14 protein-coding genes are annotated in these 19,909 nt (G+C 59.2%); 6 read left to right on the top strand and 8 right to left on the bottom strand.

Annotated elements, in window-relative coordinates; all coding sequences use genetic code 11:
* Positions 1-968 (bottom strand): response regulator (locus tag VGC62_RS12400; RefSeq protein WP_331187372.1); only part of this gene is annotated, 968 nt, incomplete at its 3' end.
* Between the two features lie 358 nt (positions 969-1,326).
* Here VGC62_RS12400 and VGC62_RS12405 point away from each other — a divergent pair.
* The 5 genes from VGC62_RS12405 (at position 1,327) to VGC62_RS12425 (ending at position 7,258) form a co-directional block, all read left to right on the top strand.
* A complete protein-coding gene (locus VGC62_RS12405; protein WP_331187373.1) occupies positions 1,327-2,418 on the top strand; it encodes a DUF2333 family protein in 1,092 nt (363 codons plus the stop codon).
* A 3-nt stretch (positions 2,419-2,421) separates the two neighbouring features.
* Positions 2,422-2,967, top strand: coding sequence for an NUDIX hydrolase (locus VGC62_RS12410; protein ID WP_331187374.1), 546 nt, complete (start codon positions 2,422-2,424; stop codon positions 2,965-2,967).
* Between the two features lie 165 nt (positions 2,968-3,132).
* Positions 3,133-3,504: a translation initiation factor Sui1 gene (locus tag VGC62_RS12415; RefSeq protein ID WP_331187375.1), complete on the top strand. Its 372-nt coding sequence runs from the start codon at positions 3,133-3,135 to the stop codon at positions 3,502-3,504.
* 190 nt (positions 3,505-3,694) lie between these two features.
* Positions 3,695-5,608: an arginine decarboxylase gene (speA, locus tag VGC62_RS12420; RefSeq protein WP_331187376.1), complete on the top strand. Its 1,914-nt coding sequence runs from the start codon at positions 3,695-3,697 to the stop codon at positions 5,606-5,608.
* Positions 5,609-5,866: 258 nt separating this feature from the next.
* A complete protein-coding gene (locus tag VGC62_RS12425) occupies positions 5,867-7,258 on the top strand; it encodes a contractile injection system protein, VgrG/Pvc8 family (RefSeq protein WP_331187377.1) in 1,392 nt (463 codons plus the stop codon).
* Positions 7,259-7,374: 116 nt separating this feature from the next.
* Here the strand turns inward: VGC62_RS12425 and VGC62_RS12430 are convergent, their stop codons facing one another.
* Both VGC62_RS12430 and pbpC read right to left on the bottom strand, forming a co-directional pair.
* On the bottom strand, positions 7,375-8,724 hold the full coding sequence (locus VGC62_RS12430; protein ID WP_331187378.1) for an MATE family efflux transporter: 1,350 nt from the start codon (positions 8,722-8,724) through the stop codon (positions 7,375-7,377).
* A gap of 107 nt (positions 8,725-8,831) precedes the next feature.
* The gene (gene pbpC, locus VGC62_RS12435) at positions 8,832-11,162 is read right to left on the bottom strand and encodes a peptidoglycan glycosyltransferase PbpC (protein ID WP_331187379.1); all 2,331 of its coding nucleotides are present in this window, start codon (positions 11,160-11,162) and stop codon (positions 8,832-8,834) included.
* A 95-nt stretch (positions 11,163-11,257) separates the two neighbouring features.
* On the opposite strand from pbpC, the gene VGC62_RS12440 reads away from it, so the two are divergent.
* A complete protein-coding gene (locus VGC62_RS12440) occupies positions 11,258-11,551 on the top strand; it encodes a hypothetical protein (RefSeq protein WP_331187380.1) in 294 nt (97 codons plus the stop codon).
* Between the two features lie 590 nt (positions 11,552-12,141).
* On the opposite strand, the gene VGC62_RS12445 is transcribed toward VGC62_RS12440, so the two are convergent.
* The 5 genes from VGC62_RS12445 to VGC62_RS12465 all read right to left on the bottom strand — a co-directional run bounded on the left by VGC62_RS12445 (position 12,142) and on the right by VGC62_RS12465 (position 19,717).
* Positions 12,142-17,058 (bottom strand): alpha-2-macroglobulin, encoded by a 4,917-nt coding sequence (locus VGC62_RS12445; protein WP_331187381.1) that lies wholly within the window; start codon positions 17,056-17,058, stop codon positions 12,142-12,144.
* Positions 17,059-17,314: 256 nt separating this feature from the next.
* Entirely contained in the window at positions 17,315-17,881 is a 567-nt protein-coding gene (locus VGC62_RS12450) for a DUF4136 domain-containing protein (protein ID WP_331187382.1), read from the bottom strand.
* 19 nt (positions 17,882-17,900) lie between these two features.
* Positions 17,901-18,533, bottom strand: a complete 633-nt coding sequence (locus tag VGC62_RS12455; protein WP_331187383.1) for a DUF4136 domain-containing protein — start codon at positions 18,531-18,533, stop codon at positions 17,901-17,903.
* Positions 18,534-18,665: 132 nt separating this feature from the next.
* Positions 18,666-19,415, bottom strand: coding sequence for a methyltransferase domain-containing protein (locus tag VGC62_RS12460; protein ID WP_331187384.1), 750 nt, complete (start codon positions 19,413-19,415; stop codon positions 18,666-18,668).
* On the bottom strand, positions 19,412-19,717 hold the full coding sequence (locus tag VGC62_RS12465; RefSeq protein ID WP_331187385.1) for a nucleotide pyrophosphohydrolase: 306 nt from the start codon (positions 19,715-19,717) through the stop codon (positions 19,412-19,414). The genes VGC62_RS12460 and VGC62_RS12465 overlap by 4 nt, the downstream gene beginning before the upstream one ends.
* Positions 19,718-19,909: the final 192 nt, after the last annotated feature.

Genomic DNA, 19,909 nt, shown 5'->3' on the forward strand with positions numbered 1-19,909 from the left:
ACACTCATGTAACGGTCGTTATGGCGAATCACTTTCGCCAGTTCGGTGCCCGTGCAACCGGGCATGTACATGTCGAGGATGATCAGGTCCGGCTGAAAATCTGCAAGCTCGGCCATCGTCTGGATAGGGTCGAACAGTGTGCGGGTGACGATGCCTGCGCTATTGAGCAGGCGCTCGGTGTGCGTCGCTTGCGCCCGAGAGTCGTCGATGATCAGTACTTTATAAGGCTCATACTGGGCGACGCGTGTGAGGATTTCGATTTTCTCCAGCAGGCTTGAGGCCTCCAGCGTGCCAGTCAAAAACTCCTCGCCCCCCGCACGTACGGCGGCAAGGCGAGTCGGTGTGTCGGTTTCTTGGTGGCTGAAAAACAGCAGCGGCAATTTTTGCTCAAGCCCTTCCTGCATCTGCATGGCTAACTTGAGGCCTTGGCCTGGGCCTTCGAAATCGACGTCCATCACTACGGCCGCTGGCAAGCGCTGTGCCAGCGTTGAGTGGAATACGTCGGTGCTGTCGAGTGACTGCGCGCTAAGGCCGAAGAACTCCAATTGCTTGGCTAGCCGTTCTGCGCGCTCATGGTCCTGCAGCATGACGTAAATCGGTTTGCGCAATGGCGGCAGGGCAGTTTGTTCGAGTCGATCGCCGTGGCGCAGGCCGGTGCGCGACAGGCGCTGCATCAAACGATTGAGATCGGTGATCAATGCGCTGCTCAGGCGGCCGCGATTGGCGCTGACGTCTTCCAGAGCTTGATTGATGCTGCGCGCCAGTTGTTCGTGTTCGGCTTGCTCGAAGCGTTCGGCAAACCGTAACAGGCGCGTATTAGCCTCGCAGAGTTCGGCCATGTCCGCTGTCGACCATTCGCTTTGCTGCAGGCGTTGCCACACCTCAAGTATCTGACGGGCTTGATGAATAACGCGCTGGGCGAAATGATGTTTGAGGCGGTTGGGGCTCGGATCTTCTGGTTCGGTCATGTCCTGACTACTTGTAGGGGAAACCCTGATACAAATGCTGGCGGTATGCTAGCACCACTTACCCTGCATAAGTGCGCCAAAAAGCCATTTATTCGTCATTTTTTGTAGATTTTTCGCGTCAAACTTCCAACAAGTGCAGCAAGATCTGGATCAGGTCTGACGGAAATTTGTTATCGCCGATCAATGGACGCCTAGGGGATTACCTTAGAGGAGCATTGCCTAGGGTCTGTTGCCGCGCACATGACGCCCATTGAATCGTCGGTTACGTAAATGGACCCTCTGCCACGTTCCTGCGAAACGCACCTTGCTGTAAGGTTGCGGTCGAAGCACTGAATTCTGCTACTGAAAGGACAAGGCCATGCTGGATTGGAAGAAACGCGCGGGCAGCGCGGATGAACGTGTCGACACCCAGTCGACGTCGACAGTGAAGACCCGCGGTTACTTTGGTGGTCTGTTTTTAAGCCGTTCGCTGGGCATTCTCGTTGGTATTTACCTGGTTGTAGCGGTCGTCCTGGGCTGGTGGTGGAGCAGTGAGCCCGCGTTGTTCCCCGTTCAGCAGCAAGCGCAAGCTGCCGCCGAGCGCGAAGGCAAGCAGATGGTGATCGGCTACACCACCGTCGAAACCCTCAAGACCGTCGCTTCGACCTTGCTCGATAAGCGTGGCGGCTACCTGTCCAACGACCGTTTCCCGCCTGGCTTGTGGCTCGACAATATCCCGAGCTGGGAATACGGCGTGCTGGTTCAGGTTCGTGACTTGAGTCGGGCTTTGCGTAAAGACTTCGCCCGTTCGCAATCGCAGTCGGCTGAAGACAGCGATTTGGCGCGTGCAGAGCCGCTTTTCAACTTCGATAACAGGAGTTGGATCCTGCCTTCCAGCGAGTCGCAGTACCGCGACGGCATTAATGCACTGAGCCGTTATCAGGCGCGTCTGTCCGACCCGAACCAGAAAGGCGCGCTGTTCTATACCCGTGCTGACAACCTCAACAACTGGCTGGGCGATGTCGGTACACGCCTGGGTTCGTTGTCGCAGCGGCTGTCGGCCAGCGTTGGCCGCGTCAAACTCAACAGCACGTTGAAAACCGAAGCACAGTCCACTGTCACCGTGAAGCCGGGCGAAGTGCCGCAGGTCGATGAAGAAATCGTCGAAACCCCGTGGATGCAAATTGACAACGTCTTCTATGAAGCCCGTGGTCAGGCTTGGGCGTTGTCGCATTTGTTGCGTGCCATCGAGGTTGACTTCGCTGACGTGCTGGCCAAGAAGAACGCCACGGTGAGCGTGCGCCAGATCATCCGTGAGCTGGAAGCCTCGCAAGAACCGATGTGGAGCCCGATGATTCTCAATGGCAGCCCGTTCGGCGTGTTGGCTAACCATTCGCTGGTCATGGCCAACTATCTGTCACGTGCTAACGCTGCGGTTATCGACCTGCGTCAGTTGCTGTCGCAAGGCTGATCGATGACCGTTTCCGAACAGGAGGCCGCGCACCGCGCCGCCTCCGACGCCGAACAGGTTGCCTGGGTCGATCGCAACGATGAGTTGCTCGGCTCATTGCCTCGTGCCCAATTACGCGAACGCGGACTGATTGGGCGCGGAACGTTCATTCTGCTGTTCAACGGTGCTGGTGAACTGTGCGTTCATCGACGCACCCTGAGCAAGGCCATTTACCCCGGCTACTGGGATGTCGCCGCAGGGGGCATGGTTCAGGCGGGTGAAACATACGCCGTCTCGGCGGCTCGCGAGCTGGAAGAAGAGCTGGGCGTCAGGGGCGTCGAACTGGTCGCGCATGAGCGTTTCCTCTTTGATCTGGTCGACAATCGGCTCTGGTGCGCGGTCTTTTCAGCCGTCTGGGACGGACCCTTGAAGCTGCAGCCCGAAGAGGTGCTCGAAGCGCGTTTCATGGCCGTTGATGAGGTGCTCCGTGAAGCCGTTGAAAAGCCGTATTGCCCGGACTCTCTGGCCGCACTGAAGCGTTATCTGGGGCAGGTCGCGAATGATGAGTAAATTGGCGCATATTGGCTCTTAGCAGCGACGGTTTTTGTCGGTACACTGCGCGACCTTTTCAGGCTGGACCGATTAGCTCGGTCCAGCTGCGCTGCCCCTGCCTGAGTGGGGCTTCGCGGTCGACGCCCGTCGACCAGATTTTAGTCCTCAAGAAGAGGATTGCCCGTGGTCAAAAAAGCCGCTTCCTTCGCCGCCCTCGGTGGCCTGGTATTTTCAACCGACGCCGGACGTCACTGTCCAGAATGCCGTCAGCCGGTCGATGCCTGCATCTGCAAGAGCACGCTGATTCCCGCTGGAGACGGCATTGCCCGTGTACGCCGCGAAAGCAAAGGGCGTGGCGGTAAGACTGTGACCACCGTGACCGGCGTGCCGTTGGCCGAAGACGCACTCAAAGAACTCGCGACCACGCTCAAGCGCCGCTGCGGCACCGGCGGGGCACTCAAGGATGGCGTGATCGAGATTCAGGGCGATCATGTCGACACCTTGCTGGCAGAGTTGACCAAGCTGGGTTTCAAAGCGAAAAAATCAGGCGGCTGAAATTCATCCCCCCGAACCGTAATGTCAGTTTCCAGATTTTCGATTTCTAAACGCTCGGTTTTCAAACTCTGGCTTGCCCGTCGGGTCTATTACCCCACAGCGAGCTGGCGCCAAACCGTCATTTGCACTCTATACACTGCGCACAGTCGCCTGAGGCTTGCGCTTTATGACTTTTATATAGGGGACTTCAATGTCCGTACGACGCACACGCAAAGACGATGGCAGCCAATGGACCGTGGCAGACAGCCGCAGTGTCTATGGGATTCGTAATTGGGGGGCTGGTTATTTCGCAATCAACGAGGCCGGTCGCGTTGAAGTCCGTCCTAACGGCCCGTCCAGTTCGCCTATCGATCTTTACGAGCAGGTAGACGCGTTGCGCAAGAGCGGCTTGTCCCTGCCATTGCTGGTGCGTTTCCCGGATATCCTTCAGGACCGCGTGCGTCAGTTGACCGGCGCGTTCGATCAGAACATCGCCCGCCTGGAATACCAGAGCAACTACACCGCGCTGTATCCGATCAAGGTCAATCAGCAAGAAGCGGTGGTGGAAAACATCATCGCCACGCAGAACGTCTCCATTGGCCTGGAAGCTGGCTCCAAGCCTGAGCTGATGGCCGTGCTGGCGCTGGCGCCCAAAGGCGGCACCATCGTCTGCAACGGTTACAAGGACCGCGAATTCATTCGCCTGGCCTTGATGGGGCAAAAACTGGGTCACAACGTCTTCATCGTGATCGAAAAAGAGTCCGAAGTTGAGCTGGTGATCGAAGAGGCCGCCGAGCTGAAAGTCGCGCCGCAAGTGGGGTTGCGTGTTCGGTTGTCGTCGTTGGCATCGAGCAAGTGGGCGGACACCGGTGGTGAGAAATCCAAGTTTGGTCTGTCTGCCGCGCAGTTGCTTTCAGTGGTCGAGCGTTTCCGCAAGGCCGGTCTGGATCAGGGCATTCGCCTGTTGCACTTCCACATGGGGTCGCAGATCGCCAATCTGGCCGACTATCAGCACGGTTTCAAAGAAGCGATCCGTTATTACGGTGAGCTGCGCAACCTCGGTTTGCCGGTGGATCACATCGATGTGGGCGGCGGTCTGGGCGTCGATTACGACGGTACTCACTCGCGCAATGCCAGTTCGATCAACTACGACATGGACGATTACGCAGGCGTCGTGGTCGGCATGCTCAAAGAGTTCTGCGATGCGCAAGGTTTGCCGCATCCGCATATTTTCTCCGAAAGCGGCCGCTCACTGACCGCGCACCACGCCATGCTGGTGATCCAGGTGACTGACGTCGAGCGTCACAACGACCAGGTGCCGCAAATCAGCGACAAGCAAAGCCTGCCAGAAACCCTGCAGTGGCTGATCGACCTATTGGGCCCCACCGACATCGAGATGGTCACCGAGACCTACTGGCGCGCCACTCACTACATGAGCGATATCGCGGCTCAATACGCAGATGGCAAGTTGACCCTGGCCGAAAAAGCCTTGGGTGAACAATGCTATTTCGCGGTGTGCCGTCGCCTGCATAACTCGCTGAAGGCGCGTCAGCGTTCGCATCGTCAGGTGCTGGACGAACTCAATGACAAGCTCGCCGACAAGTACATCTGCAACTTCTCGGTGTTCCAGAGCCTGCCGGACACCTGGGCCATCGATCAGGTGTTGCCAATCATCCCGCTGCATCGCCTGGACGAGGAGCCACTGCGTCGCGCCGTGCTGCAAGACCTGACCTGCGACTCCGACGGCAAGATCAATCAATATGTCGATGAGCAGAGCATCGAAACCAGCCTGCCGGTGCATGCACTGAACGAGGGTGAGGACTATCTGTTGGGTGTGTTCCTGGTCGGCGCCTATCAGGAAATCCTCGGGGACATGCACAACCTGTTTGGTGACACCGATTCGGTGAACATCTACCAGAACCCGGATGGCAGCGTTTACTGCGCAGGTATCGAAACCCACGACACCATCGAAGACATGTTGCGTTACGTGCATTTGTCACCGGAAGAACTCATGACCCATTACCGGGACAAAGTCGCCAGCGCCAGGATCACCCCGCGTGAGCGCACGCAATACCTGGATGCCTTGCGCCTTGGGCTGACACGGTCTTCTTATCTGTCGTCGTAAGTGGGGTCGCAATCGAGTAAAACGGGCCTGTAGTGCCCGTTTTTATGCGCCTGCCAAGTCAAATTGTATGCCTGATCTTATTCTTCTGTAGGTATCGTCCTATTCGGGATTTGCGCCGCTACTTGGCGGCACTTCTCGTCCAGAATCGCCGGCCATTTGCGCTCTAAGCAGTCGAGGCCGTCTTTTCCTATGCCCATTACCGAACATCATTGTCACTTCCGTCTAGACTCAATCACTTTTGCACGCCCGTTGGAAGTGATGACATTCACGGGCGTTGAGGTCATCAACAAACCGTTCTCCTTCGAGGTCCAGGCCGCCAGCCTCCATGGCGAGCTGGACCTGCAGCAATGCTTGTTCAGTGATGTCTACCTGAGTTCAAAGTTGCCCGGCGTGGGTTTTCACGCGCAGATACAGAGCATCGGTCGCAGTAATACGGGGCCTGGCCCCGTGCATTATCAAATCAGCCTGGGCCCGCGCATGAAGAGCCTGGCACATCGTTACAACCAGCGCATTTTCCAGGACCTGCCTGCTAAATCGATCATTCGCAAAGTGTTGCGTGAACACGGTATTCATGAAGACGGGTATGCCTTCGAACTGACAAAACAGTACGACGAGCTAGCATTCTGCGCGCAACACGGCGAGACCGATTTACAGTTGGTTGAGCGCCTATGCCAACAGGAAGGTATTCACTATTACTTTGAGCATTCCCTGGGCAACCACATGTTGGTTTTCAGTGATGAGATGCGCCATAACCCGCGTACTTCAGCGGTGCATTTCGGGACCCAATCCGCGCGCGGCGAAATCAGCCGTTTCACGGTTTGCCCGTCGGCCGTCGTTGCCACTGGCGAGCGAACTGCACTTCGGGTCAAGGGCGCCAGCGCGTTGCATTTCTTGCGCACGGGCATGCAGTTGCCGATGACAGGGCATCAAGACCCACGCTGCAATCAAGCCTGGTTGTTGACTGAAATCCATCATCGTGGCCTACAGCCTGCGTTCAAGATCGGAACAATTGAGCCTGTTTACCTGAACGCCTTCTCGGCTGTTCAGGCCGCTCTCGGAATGCCCGCGAAAAAGCCGAAGGCTCAAACAAAGCCAAGCGGCATACAGCGTGCGCTGGTCGTCGGAGCCTTGTTCGATGAAGCGTTACGAGATCATGAAGGGCGGATCAAGGTCCGTTTCGATTGGGGTCACCAAGGTGACGGGTCACGTTACAACGATTGCTGGTTGCCGATCGATGGCCAACTGGACAGTGAAGGCGTGCAATGGTGGGGCGGCATGGAGGTGGTGGTGAGTTTTGTCGACGACGATCCTGATCAACCCGTTATCGTCGACTACGTCTGTGACCCTGACATCAGCCCCCATGACCCGGATCGTGTTTCAGGCGAAATCATGCACAAGCCCGCCACAAAGCAGCACACCATCACCACCCGTCTTGATCGCCAGCATTTTTTGGGTGATACGCAGCAGATCTATCTCGATGATTTGACCCTGCATCTGGACAGCTCCAACGAGCTGAACTTCAGTGTGGGTAGCAGTCACGTCACCATTGGTCCCGATGGCGTGACCCTGAGCAGCCCGAACATCGTGCTGTCCACGCAAAAGCCCGCTGACGACAAGAACGCAAACCCGCAGGGTGAAAAACCTGTCTGACCGTGGATCGTCACTGCGGCTGTAAGCCATGCGGCGATTGCGTTGAGCGCCGCTTTGAGGCCCTGTAGTCGGGCTCACTCACGCGCAGGCTCGGTCAAATGCGTCTGCGCTATCAATCAATAGGCGCGCCCGTTGAACCAACTGTCGCTGCGATTGAGCCTCCAGGCCACATACCCGAGGGTTAAGCCGCGCAGCGCCATGAACAACAAGAACGTCAGCCACAGCCCGTGATTGCCGAAGCCATAACCTATCCAGGCGAACGGGATCAGCAGGATCAGGTTCAGCAGCATGGTGTTGCGCATGTCCCTGGCGCGTGTTGCGCCGATAAACAGGCCGTCCAGCACATAACTCCAGACGGCCACCAGCGGCAGCGCTGCCAGATACGGCAGATAAGTGAAGGCGATTTCCCGCACTGGCTGGATGTCGGTCTGCATCGCCACAAACAGATGGCCAAAACACAGAAAAAACGCAGCAAACCCCACACTGCAGATCAGTGACCAGCCACCGGCGACGTTCATCGAGCGCCGAAGCTCATCGCGATCACCCGCCCCGATGGCATGCCCGCACAGCGCTTCCACCGCATGGGCCAATCCGTCCAGCGCATGGGCAGTGAGCAGCAAGCCGTTGAGCAGCAATGCATTGGCCGCCACGGTGGCGTCGCCCAGCCGCGCGCCTTGTACGGTGATCAAAAAAAATACCGATTGCAGCACCAGGCTGCGAATGAAAATGTCGCGATTGACCGCCAACAATGGACGCCAGTTCTGCCAATGGCGCAGCGCGGCCCAAGCGATCTGGCCGGGATAGGCGCGCAATGCTTTGTGCGTTAGCGCCAGACCGAGCGGCGCGCCAAGCCATTCTGCTATCACCGATGCGCGCGCCGAGCCGAGCACGCCCCAGTCCAGCCCGAGCACAAACCAGAGGTTGAGGACAATGTTGCAGAGGTTGGTCGTCAGAAGAATCGCCAACGATGCCCTGGCGTTCTGAGTGCCGAGAAACCAGCCGACCAGCGCGTAGGTGGCCAGCGCAGCAGGCAGCCCGAATAAGCGGGTGTGGAAGAAGGTCTGCGTGAGGGCTTTAAGGTCATCGGAGGGTTGCATCAGTTGGATCGCCAGATGCAGGAACGGCAGCCCGATCAAACCGAGCAGTACAGCGAATCCGATTGCCAGCAGCAGGCTTTGCAACAGCACCTGACGCAATTTCGCACCATCGTTGCGACCCGCTGCCTGCGCCGCGAACCCCGTGGTGCCCATGCGCAAGAAACCCATGGCCCACGCCAAAAAACTGTACAGCGTGCCGCCCACTGCTACTGCGCCCAGTTGATGCGCGTGCGGAAGGTGGCCGATCACCGCGCTGTCCACCAGTGTCACCAGAGGCACGGAAATGTTGGACAGGATCATTGGCGCCGCCAGCCCCCACACACGTTTATGCGTAGCGCGGTGACGCCAGTCGTTGGCAAAAGTAGACATTCAGGCTCCCGGGAAGGCGGGCATTGTAGTCAGTTTTGTTCTGAAAGCGTGGTCGCGGGTATTTTGCTCAGATTAAAGCGTGGGCCTGTGATCACGCTCCAGACACATCAATCCACCACGCTGAACTCCACTCGCGCGGTCTGGCCGCTTTCGTCCAGCACGCTGAGTTGGTAACGCCCCAGGCGAGTGAAGGTGTGGGTGTAGCTGTCCTGATTGGCGGTATCGCCCACGGGGGCGCCATCGATGAACCACCAGCGCCGACCATTGCCACCCAGTGCCGACAGCTTCAGTCGCAGCAGTTGCTGACTGCCCGCAGGCAAGCGCAGTTGATCACCTTCACGCACACCGACAATCGACAGCGGTGCAGCAAGGCTCAGGCCCTGCGGCGGACAACTTGAATCCACCTGCGGCAAGCGTGCCTCCCGACGCTCAGCCTGAGGCAACCACGGCTCAAGAGGCGCGGGCCACAACGCAACCGTGCGAGGCTGCGCGCCGGGGCAATTAGCGCCCACACGCAAGCCTTGCTCGTTGACCCAGATGTTCTCCAAAAGCCCAAGCCCCAGCGGTTGATCGGTGGCCTGCAAGGTTGGCGGCGTGGTGCCGTCCAGCGTCCAGGCAAATCGCTGACGCCGACAATTGGGATCGCTCTTGCTCATCGGTTGCCCCAGCGGCCAACAGATCGCCGCGACGCCAACACCCAACGGCACCGGTTGAACTGGCGCGACGATGTTACGCTGGGCATCGCGGTTGACCAGTAGGTCATGCACTTGCAGCATCAGCGGCGCAGCCGAGGCCAATCCGAACTGCCCCGGCACCGGCGTACCGTCCGGACGGCCGATCCACACGCCAATCAAAAACCTAGGCCCGACGCCAATCGACCACGCATCGCGAAAGCCATAACTGGTGCCGGTTTTCCACGCCAACTGCGGGCGCTGCACCAGTTCGGCATGCGGGTCCAGGTCTGGGCGTGACTGACCGCTGAGAATCCGTCGAATGATCCACGCCGCACCGGGCGACATCATGGGGTGGTCACGCAGCCGATCATCCGGTTGCAGGCGAATGTTGGCGCTTCTGCCTGCACGCGCGAAGGCTGCATAGCCACCGACCAGATCTTCCAGGCGACTGCCTGCGCCGCCCAGAATCAGCGCCAGGTTCGGCTCTGCCAAAGGCGGCAAGGTCAGTGGCACGCCGCCATTGCGCAACTCGGCGGCGAAGCGTTTGGGTCCGTAAGCCTCCAGTAATTGCACCGCCGGCAAGTTGAGCGACATCGACAGCGCCGAACTGACCGACACCGCACCATTGAACCCGGATGAAAAGTTGCCAGGGCGATAGTCGCCGTAACGGCGCGGTACGTCTTGCAGCAGCGACTCGGAATGGATCAAACCGGCATCGATGGCCTTGCCATACAAAAACGGCTTGAGCGTCGAACCCGGTGAACGCAAAGCGCTGACCATGTCGACATGGCCGAAGCGCCGAGCGTCGCCAATGTCCACCGACCCGACGTAGGCGCGGGTGGCCATGTTTTGCGTTTCAACCACCAGAATGGCGGCTGAGGTGCGCTCGGGCAGGCGCGCACGCCAGTTCAGCAGCAAATCCTCAAGACGCCGTTGCAGGCTCGCGTCCAACGTGGTGCGAATCAGCGGCGGGCTGTCAGGGCGATTCAGCCTGCGCGCCAGTAAAGGCGCCAATGTGGGTTCCTGACGCGGCGCCAGCAATAAAGGTTCTTCCAGCGCTTCGTCGACCGCTTGCCGGGGCCAGACATTGAACTCGGCCAGACGCCGCAGCACTTTATCCCGTGCGATTTGGGCGCGCTGTGGATGACGATCCGGGCGCAAGCGACTCGGTGCTTGTGGCAGCACGGCCAACAAGGCGGCGTCGGCGCGGGTCAGTTGTTGTGGGGATTTGCCCAGATAAGCCCAACTGGCCGCCGCCACACCTTGCAAGGTGCCGCCGAATGGTGCGCGATTGAGGTAGAGCCCGAGGATTTCTTCCTTCGACAGGTGCCATTCCAGCTGCGCCGTACGCCACAACTGCCGCAGTTTGCCGGGCACTGTCCGTGGGTGCGGATCAAGCAGCCGCGCCACTTGCATCGACAACGTACTGCCGCCCGACACAACATGGCCGCCGATTAGGTTTTGCCAGGTGGCACGCACCAACGCCATGGGATTTACCCCCGGATGCTGATAGAACCAACGGTCCTCGTAGGTCAGCAGCGAGTCGAGGTAATACGGCGACACCTGATTGACGGACACCGGATAGCGCCACACTCCGTTGGCATCGGCGAAGCGCCACAGCGGGGTGCCGTCTTCGGCCAGCACCACGCGGGCCAGGTCGTCCTTGGGTAAGGGTAGCGGCCAGAGACGGTCAGCGAGCCAGAGCAAAATGATGAGGGTAAGCAGACTGCCAAGCAGTCCGCGCACAACTAATCCGCGTCTCATGCCAAAGAGCCTTTATGCTTCAGGGAACTCGGCAACGCGAGTGACAGCCAAAGCGAACAGATCCTTTGTTCCACGATCCTCATCAGGAAACAGATATGCAGGTAGAAAGCTTTTTCGAATGGCTTGGCCAGGCACTGGGTGCCGTGATCCGCTTCATCGTCGACGGACTCAGTTGGTTGTTCAATATCTTCACTCACGCGGGAGGCAACTTCGTCGATGGCCTGTCACGCACGCTGGGCATGGACACCTCGCTGATCAGCATCGTTGCGCTGGTCATTGGGCTGATGTTGCTGTATTCGGCTGTCCGCGCCTTCATGCGCGCCTCGATCATCATGGGGATCATCTGGCTGTTTCTGGGGCTGTGGTTGTTGAGTTGGATTATTCATTGATTCAAGCGCTGCAACATTTGTCGTCGCGAATGTGTTCGCGAGGCTCCAGCACTGACAAAACGCCAAACCCTCTCGCCAACAAGTTGGCTCCTACAGATAACGTCGCCCGATTCAACGGAGGGGACAGATTAATTTACGGTGAGGCGTTGTAAATAAATCAGTCCCCTCCGTCGTGCAAGCATTCGCGATGCAAGGGGACTGATTTATTTTTTGTGCTTTTTGAAAAATTAATCTGTCCCCGATTGACGCTAAGCGGCGCTGGAGCCAGGGACTGTCATGGGGACAGATTAATTTACGGTGAAACGTTGTAAATAAATCAGTCTCCTCCGTCGTGCGAAGAGGTGTGTTCGGGCATTGGAGATTGCCACCTGCACAAGCATTCGCGATGCAAGGGGACTGATTTATTTTTTGTGCTTTTTGAAAAATTAATCTGTCCCCGATTGATGCTAAGCGGCGCTGGAGCCGGGGACTGTCATGGGGACAGATTAATTTACGGTGAAGCGTTGTAAATAAATCAGTCCCCATGACAAGTCAGTCCCCATGACAGTCCAATCAGTCCCCATGACAGTCCAATCAGTCCCCATGACGCACTATTTTCCCTTCACCACCAACTGCGGCGGTGCTTCGCCGAGGGCTTGCCAGTTTGGTCGGTACATTGACTCAACCTGTGGCGGCGGTACGCGGTAGGTGCCGGGTGTTACGGCGCGGGCCAGGTACAGCAAGTCCACTGTGTTGAAACCATGCAGGTCGATTGCCGCGACATAACGGTCACCGCGAAATTCCTGATGTTTAAGACCTGCGTTTTCCATCGATTGACGCCACTGCTTCACCGACGCGCTGGCGTCTTCCAGGCTGGCCGCGCTCTGCGCCAGGTTCTGGTTTTCGATCTCAAGGCCTGCCGGCAACAGGTCGACCACCAGCGCGTCCGGCACTCGCTCTTTGGATTTGACTTGCAGGTGTACCAACACCAATTCGCCGCTTTTCAGCGCATTGAGGTTCAGTGGCTCGCCGTCCATGCCCAGATAATCACGACGAATGCTTAGGTTCTCCCCTCCTGGCGCAGGTGGCTGCACTGGATAGCCCGAAATCGTCATTTGTTGGTACAAGGTTTCGCCGCCCGTGTTCCGCACCGTCAACGGCGAGGCCAGTACTGATTCATCGAGTTTCACACCCGGCTGATCATTGCTCAGCTCACGATCCTGCGTACCGCTGTTCAACGTCGCGGCCCACTTCGCTTCGGGTTTGCCCAGCAAATCACGGCCCGCCATGAACAGCGAATTGCGCTCCTGGGTCGACAGATAAAGGCTGGCGGCCACTTGATCGGACAGCGCAAACAGCCGCTCCTCGACCTTGTCGGTGGCCAGTTTGTTTTCTTCCAGCAGCGACAGAATCAATGCCTGATCGCGCAACGGGCTGCCGTAATCGGCCAGCCAGTCATCGGCTTTGCGTTTGGCCGCCAACCCCGCCATCAGCGCTTGGTCGGCGCGCGGTTTGTCGCCCATTTTTTCCAGCGCGATGGACAACTGAATCAGCGGCAGACCTGAGCGTGCATCGGTTCGGCGATCAAACAGGCTGCGCAGCGCACCGAGCGGCGTCTGCTGGCTGCGCGACAACACCAGCCCCGCATACGCCTGAACGGCGAAACGTGTGTGCTCGGCGTTTTCGCTGTAATTGACCTCGATCTGATTACGCTCCTGCAAGTAACGCAGCAGTCGTTCGTTGGCTTTTTTCAGCGCGTCTGGCGGCACGGCAAAGCCTTGATCGCGAGCACGTAGCAAAAAGTCGGTGACGTACGCGGTCAGCCAGTATTCTTCCTCGCCGTCCGCGCCCCACAGCCCGAAACTGCCGTTATAGCGCTGCATGCCCAACAACCGCTCGATGCCCAGCTCGATCTTGCGTTTGCGCGCAGCGTCTGGCTCGCCCTCAAGACCAAGGCGCTTGAGGACGCTAGCATCGGCATACAGCGACGGGTACAGACCGCTGGCGGTCTGTTCAAGGCAACCGTAGGGGTAGGCTTTCAGCGCACGGATCTGTTCGCCCAGGTTCAGCGGTGGACGACTCGATACCGACAACAGCGCCTCGCGCCCAGCGGGCTCGAAGGCTTCCAGCGCCCCTTCAGGCAGCGTCCAGATCTGATCTTTGAGCACCGCACGATAGTGCTTGAGCATCGCCGGATACGCCGGACGCACGCCCAAGGTCCATTCGCGACTGAACGGCGGCAGGCTTTCGCCCGGCAAATCCAGCCCTTGCACTGTTACCTTGAGCCGCCCCTGACCGAATCCACCTTGCGCGCGCACCGGAATCTGTAGCGTGACGCGTTGGCCCTGAGCCAATTGAATCGACGCGCTTGCATCGCCATTGGCCAGACTCAGTTGGCCTTCGGCACTGACCTGCACATTGAGTGTTTGTGCCTTGCCGGACAGGTTCGACAGGTCCATCGCGACCTTGGTCTGGTCACCACCGGCCAGAAAGCGTGGCGCCGACAGCTCGGCAATCAATGGCGCGGCGACCACGGTTTTGGCCTCGGCCATGCCATAGCGCTCGTCGGTCCAGGCCTGCGCCATGATCCGCAGTTCGCCGTTGAAGTCGGGAATGTCGACGCTGACCTCGCCATCACCCTGCTCATTGAGCGTCACTGGCGCGCTTTGCAGGGCGACGATGGTCACGCTGGTTTGCGGTCGCTTGCCGCCTTTGGCCAGCGCCGCGTCACCCCCGAATGCCAGGCTCGCCAGACGATTGCGCCCGGCCTCGATCAGTTGCCCGTAAATGTCCATCTGATCAGCACCGTATGCCTTGCGCCCGAACAGGCTGGCGAAGGGGTCCGGTGTTGCGTACTCGGTGATGTTGAGAATGCCGACGTCCACCGCCGCAACCAGCACATGCACGTCTTTAGGGATCGAACCGTCGGCATTTTTTGCGTTGATCTTGAGTTTCAGTGGTTGCTGGGGCCGCATTTTTTCCGGCGCCGTGACGGTCAGCGCCAACTTGCGTTGCGAGCGGTCCAGCGGCAGATGCAGCACACCGACTGCGCGTTTGGGCGTGACGTTGGCCTTGCGCTCGCCGGGCCTGATCACCAGGGCGCTGACGTACAGGTCATGCCGCGCCCATTCCTTGCTCAGCGGGATGTCGAAGGATTTGCCTTCAGCCGGTACGTCGATTTCCTGCCACCACAAGGGGCCTTCGCTGGATTCCACCAGCAGATAGCCTTTGCCCGCAGACGGCGGCGTGACCGTGACTTTAGCGGTATCACCATCGGCGTAAGCGGGCTTGTCCAGTGCCAGCTTGACCTGATCGGGACGCACCGCGCCGCCTTCGGCATTGTCCTGCCAGCGATAACCGGCCCAGAAACGCACGCTGCTGATCAGCCCGGTACTCGGGTCTTCGACCTCGACGCGGTACGGGCCCCATTCCACCGGAAAGCTGACCTTGGCGGTGGCGTCCTTTTTGACGCTGACGGTTTCTTCGCTCAGGTTGAGGAATTTCTCGTTGTAGTGATTGCTCCAGCCGTCGCTGTCCGAGTAGCTCCAGTAGTAATCGCGGCGCTCACGAATCAGCCGCACCTTGAGGTTGTCGGCGGCGAGTTTATGGCCGTCCTTGTCAGCCATCAGCAGCTCGAATTCGACCGGGCCATCGCCATCGGTGGCATCACCGTCGAACAAGCCGCGCAGGCCCGGCATTTGCTCGGCAGGCCATACCGGCTGAATCAGGCGGCGTGTGATCGGGCGCCCGCCCGACTCTTGCAGACTCGCCTGCAGAATCAATTGCAGCGGTGAGCGGGCCTTGGCCCATTGGCTGTCGATGTTCAGCGCCAGCTCGCCGTTGGCGTCGAGGGTGCTGTCGTCGATGTCCAGGTCCTGACTCAGCTCTTGTTCGGTGACCGAGCCGAACTGATAACCCGGCAGCCCCGGCACCGCCTCACGCAGCGCCCGCACATACAGCTGACCTGTCAACCGATTGCCCGACGCGGGCGCGCCATAGAGATAGCGGCCATTGATGTCGACCTCGAACGAGGCATCGGGTGCCAGGGGCGTGGCGCTGCCTTTTAGTTCCAGGGCCATGCGCTCAGGCAGAAAGTCCTCGACCTGGAATTCATACAACTGCGGCTTGCCGTCGCCCAGATCGAACACCAATTGCCAGCGTCCGGTGGGCGCTTCGTCTGCCAACTGCAATTGGTATTTGTACAGGCCGGAGGCGTCGGCTTCCCACACAAATTTGCGACTGACCTGCTCATCCGGGCGGCGCACTTCAACCGTGATCGGTTGCGGTTTCACGCGCTTGCCGTCGTTGTCGCGCAACAGGCCGTTGAGCAACACCACTTCGCCGGGGCGATAGAGATCACGCGGCCCAAAAATGAAGAATTGCAGCGGGTGGGCTTTGGGGCCGGTGATGTCGAACTCGGCCAAATCCAGCGCCGAACTGTTCAGGCGCAGCAGGCTGGTTTGTTCTCCTTGGTGCGCCAGCAGCACTTGGACCTTGGCCGGTAGCGGCAGTTCGGCATGGCCGGCGTTGTCGGTCTTGCCTTGGCCGACCACGCGGCCTTTGTCGTCGTACAGTTCCAGATCAATGCCGTTCAGCGCCTTACCGCCTTCGAGCGCTTGAGTGAAAACGTCCAGACGGTTGGCGTAGCGGTGGACCGACAGGCCGATGTCACTGAGGGTGAATAGCGTCGCCGGTTGCGAATAGTTATAGGTGCCCGAGGCGCGCATCACGGCCAGGTAAACGCCCGGTTGCTGCAATGGCTTGAGGCCGGAAATTGGCAGCAGGACCGTTTCGCGGGTGTTGCGCGCAGGGTTCAGGTCGAAACGGCCGCCATAGACCAGATCGGCCATTGGCAGCAATTCCTTGGATTCGTAGCTTTGCAGGCTGGACGAGCTTTCCCATGAGCTGAGGAAGGTCGGCAGCGATTCGGGTTTGATACGGAAGAACTCGACGTCGACTTTGTCGACATTCAGTGCGATGACCGGCAGACCTTCGGCCAGACGCGTCGGCAGCAGACTGCCGCGACTGGCAAAGCCGACGGTGGCTTGCAAATCGGCCGTTTCAAGCCGCGCGGAATATTCGGCGGCCAAGGTGTTTTTGTTCACCGCGACCAGGCCGGGGTCGATGGTCAGCACCAGCTTGCGCTTGGGTTCCAGGTGACGTAGGCGCAGTTCCATGAGGTTATCGGACAGCTCCCAGGCGCCATCGACCTTGCCGTCTTTACTGTCCACGAGATGGACTTTTTCGGCGAACTTTTGCTCCGGGTCCAGCGGCACGGAAAAACTCAGCGACAGCGTGCTGGCACCGTCGAGCTGGATTTCCGAGACATCCACTACTGTCAACTCACGCCCTGCGTAACGCTGGCTCAGCGCGGCCAGATCGACCGCAGGTTTGGGCTTGCTCGTCTCGACCGCGGCCGCTTGCGGGGCAGTAGGCGCGGGAGGTGTAGCGGGTTTATCGGAAGTAGACGAATCACAGGCACTAAGCAGTACCAGCGCACCGGCCAGGAACAGTCCTTTGTTAAGCATGAGGCACTCATTGGTGGCAGTTATGAGGAGGGGAAGTTATAGCACCGCAACGCCTGACATGGGATGCGGCGCGAAAATAGACCGTGGATTTGTGGGATTGTTCTCAGAACCGCTCTCAACGCCCAAACGTGCGTGGCGCGCTGGCAGCTGCGATGTTTGCAGTACCGGCGCCACCGCGGGCAAGCGAGCGGCTACAGTCGATTGTTTTCAATTGCAGGACCGCGCTTGCCCGCGATAACGGTGTCCCACGCTCCGATTACCGAGGCGGATACTGCTGCAGGATCTTCGCCACGGTCTTGCGCAATGCCTGTTCTCTGGCGATCGGATTGGTTGGATTGTCGTTGACGACCTGTTCGGTACTGCCGCGCCAGACCAGCTTGCCGTCTTTACCGTCGAGCAGGTCGATCTGCAAGGTCGAGACCTTGTAATTGACGCTGCGGGTTTCGCCGCCCATTGGCCCACCCCAATAACCGCCCCACGGGTTGCCCCAATAACCGCCGCCGCCATAGTTGGTGCTGACCAGTTGTTGACGGTCTTCAACAATTAGCCAGGTTTGCACTTGCACGTCCGCCTTGACCCCCGGTGCCGCCAGTCGCAGGCCACGTTGATCGAGTTGCTCACCGACCGATTGGCGAATGCGCTGTTCGGTCAGGTCGCTTTTGATCCGTGGATCATTAGGTTGATATTGCAGGGCGGGTTCTTTCCAGGCCCAGGTTCGATACCCGCCGAAATCACGCTGAGCGTCGAAGTCCCGGTTGACTTGATCAGTCTGACAGGCGCTGAGCAACACGGCGAAACACAGTACGGCAAGACAGCGGAACATGATGAATCTCCGGAATGATTTAAGAAGGAGGGTAGTGGGTCAGGGCCTGTTGCACTGCCTGACGCAAGGCTTTGGCGCGGTCGGACTGATCGCCGCCGCTGCCGGTTTCGGCACTGGCGCTCCACACCGGCTGACCGCTATGGCCGTCGAACAGGCTGATTTGTACCACGACCACCTGGACTTGATAGGTGCGCACAATGGGCACGCTGGCGTAGCCGCCATAACCGCTGCCGTAGCCATGGCGATAGCCGCCGTAGCCCAGGCCTGCGCCGCCGGAGTAGGGGTCGTAATAGTCGTCACGCTCTTGCCGGATACGGGTTTCCATACGGGTGTTGACAGTGACGCGCAGGTCGGCGGTTTGTGGATTTGACGACGGGCGCAAACCGCGTTGATCCAGCCCTTCGCTCACCGCTTGCGCCACCTGTGCCGAGTCCGCCCAGGCAGTGCCCGGTGGCAACTGACCGTTGAGCCACGTCCAGTTTCGATAGCGACCGTAATCACGCGCGGGTGCGGGATAAGCGCTCATGTCCAGGGTATTGGCGGCCGACGGCGGCGCAGCCGGGATAGGCGCTGAACTGGCGACATAGGGGTTGTTGCTCTGACAGGCAGCGATGCCCAGGCAGAGGGTCAGCAAAGCGAGGCGGCGTTTCATGATGGTCTCCGCAAATAGCCTCTTTCTGTTGGCCAGATTCTGTAGGCGCCAACGTGTTGGCGGGGCGCCCGGCGCAGTGTGTCTGAAACGCAACCTCGCCAATAAATGGCCTCCTACAGTCCAGCGTCGAACTCAGTTCGGTTTGCACATCCAGTGCAAGTAGCGCCCCAAACCGGAAAACGCCGGGTGGCGGCGGTGCGCCAGTTCCATTTCCAGTAGGTCCGCCAGCGCAACTTTCGCCTGAAACTCAACCGGCATGTAATCGTGAAAAACCCTGACACCACTTTGGCTTTCGACTCGCCAGAGTGCTTCAAGTTGCGCCGCTAATTCGCGGGGATCAAGAGGTTGTTGCGGGGTCAGGCTTTGTTTTTCGCCTGCCAGGGTGTTACGCCGCATTTTGCGGAAATGGCCCTTGATCAGGTTGCGGTAGATCAATGCATCGCGGTTATAAAAGGCCAGGGACAACCAGCCATCGGCGTTGGTCAGTTGATGCAGAACCGGCAGGATTGCGTAGGGCTCGGCCAGCCATTCCAGCACGGCGTGGCACAGCACCAGGTCATAACGCTCGCTCAGCAGGTCGGGCAATGCTTGCCACGGCGCCTGAATGAAAGTGGCTGTCTGGCCTGCCTCGGCGAAACGTTGGCGGGCGCCTTCAAGCATCGGCTCTGCGGGCTCGGCCAAGGTAACCTGATGCCCGCGTTCGGCCAGCCACAACGACATGTGCCCCAGCCCCGCGCCGATATCCAGCACGCGCAATGGGCGATCCGGCAGACACTCGCTCAAGTCAGCCTGCAACACCGCCAGACGAATCGCACCTTTGGCGCCGCCGTAGATCTTTTGGGCAAAACGGGTCGCCAGCAGGTCGAAATGACGGTCGCTCATTTACTGAACCGCCGCTCGCTGTCTGCCAACTTGGCGCGCACGACCTCGTTCATGTCCAAACCCAATTCGCTGCACATCAACAGCAGGTACAACACGATGTCGCCGACTTCCTGACCGGCATGGGCCAGTTCATCGGCGGGAAGTTGGCGGGATTGGTCTTCGGTTTTCCATTGGAAGATTTCCACCAGCTCGGCCATTTCCACACTGGCGGCCATGGCCAGGTTTTTCGGGCTGTGAAATTGCCGCCAGTCGTTGTTGTCGCGGATGCGATGCAGGCGTTGGGTGAGTTCGTCGAGGTTCATGGGCGTCTCCTGAAGGCGCATAGCTTCAGGGGGATGACGACGGGAAGCAAGGGCAGAAACGATTGCTTCTGCCGAAGGCGTAGGCGTCTGGCTTGCCGACGATCTGCTGCGCAGCGGCAGTAAGTCCAGTGTGCGCGGTCTGCCAGTGACACCGCGTACACAGGTTTTACGACGGGTTTCCCGCCGGTCGCG

It is taken from the genome of Pseudomonas sp. (assembly GCF_036404235.1).
Classification (GTDB): domain Bacteria; phylum Pseudomonadota; class Gammaproteobacteria; order Pseudomonadales; family Pseudomonadaceae; genus Aquipseudomonas.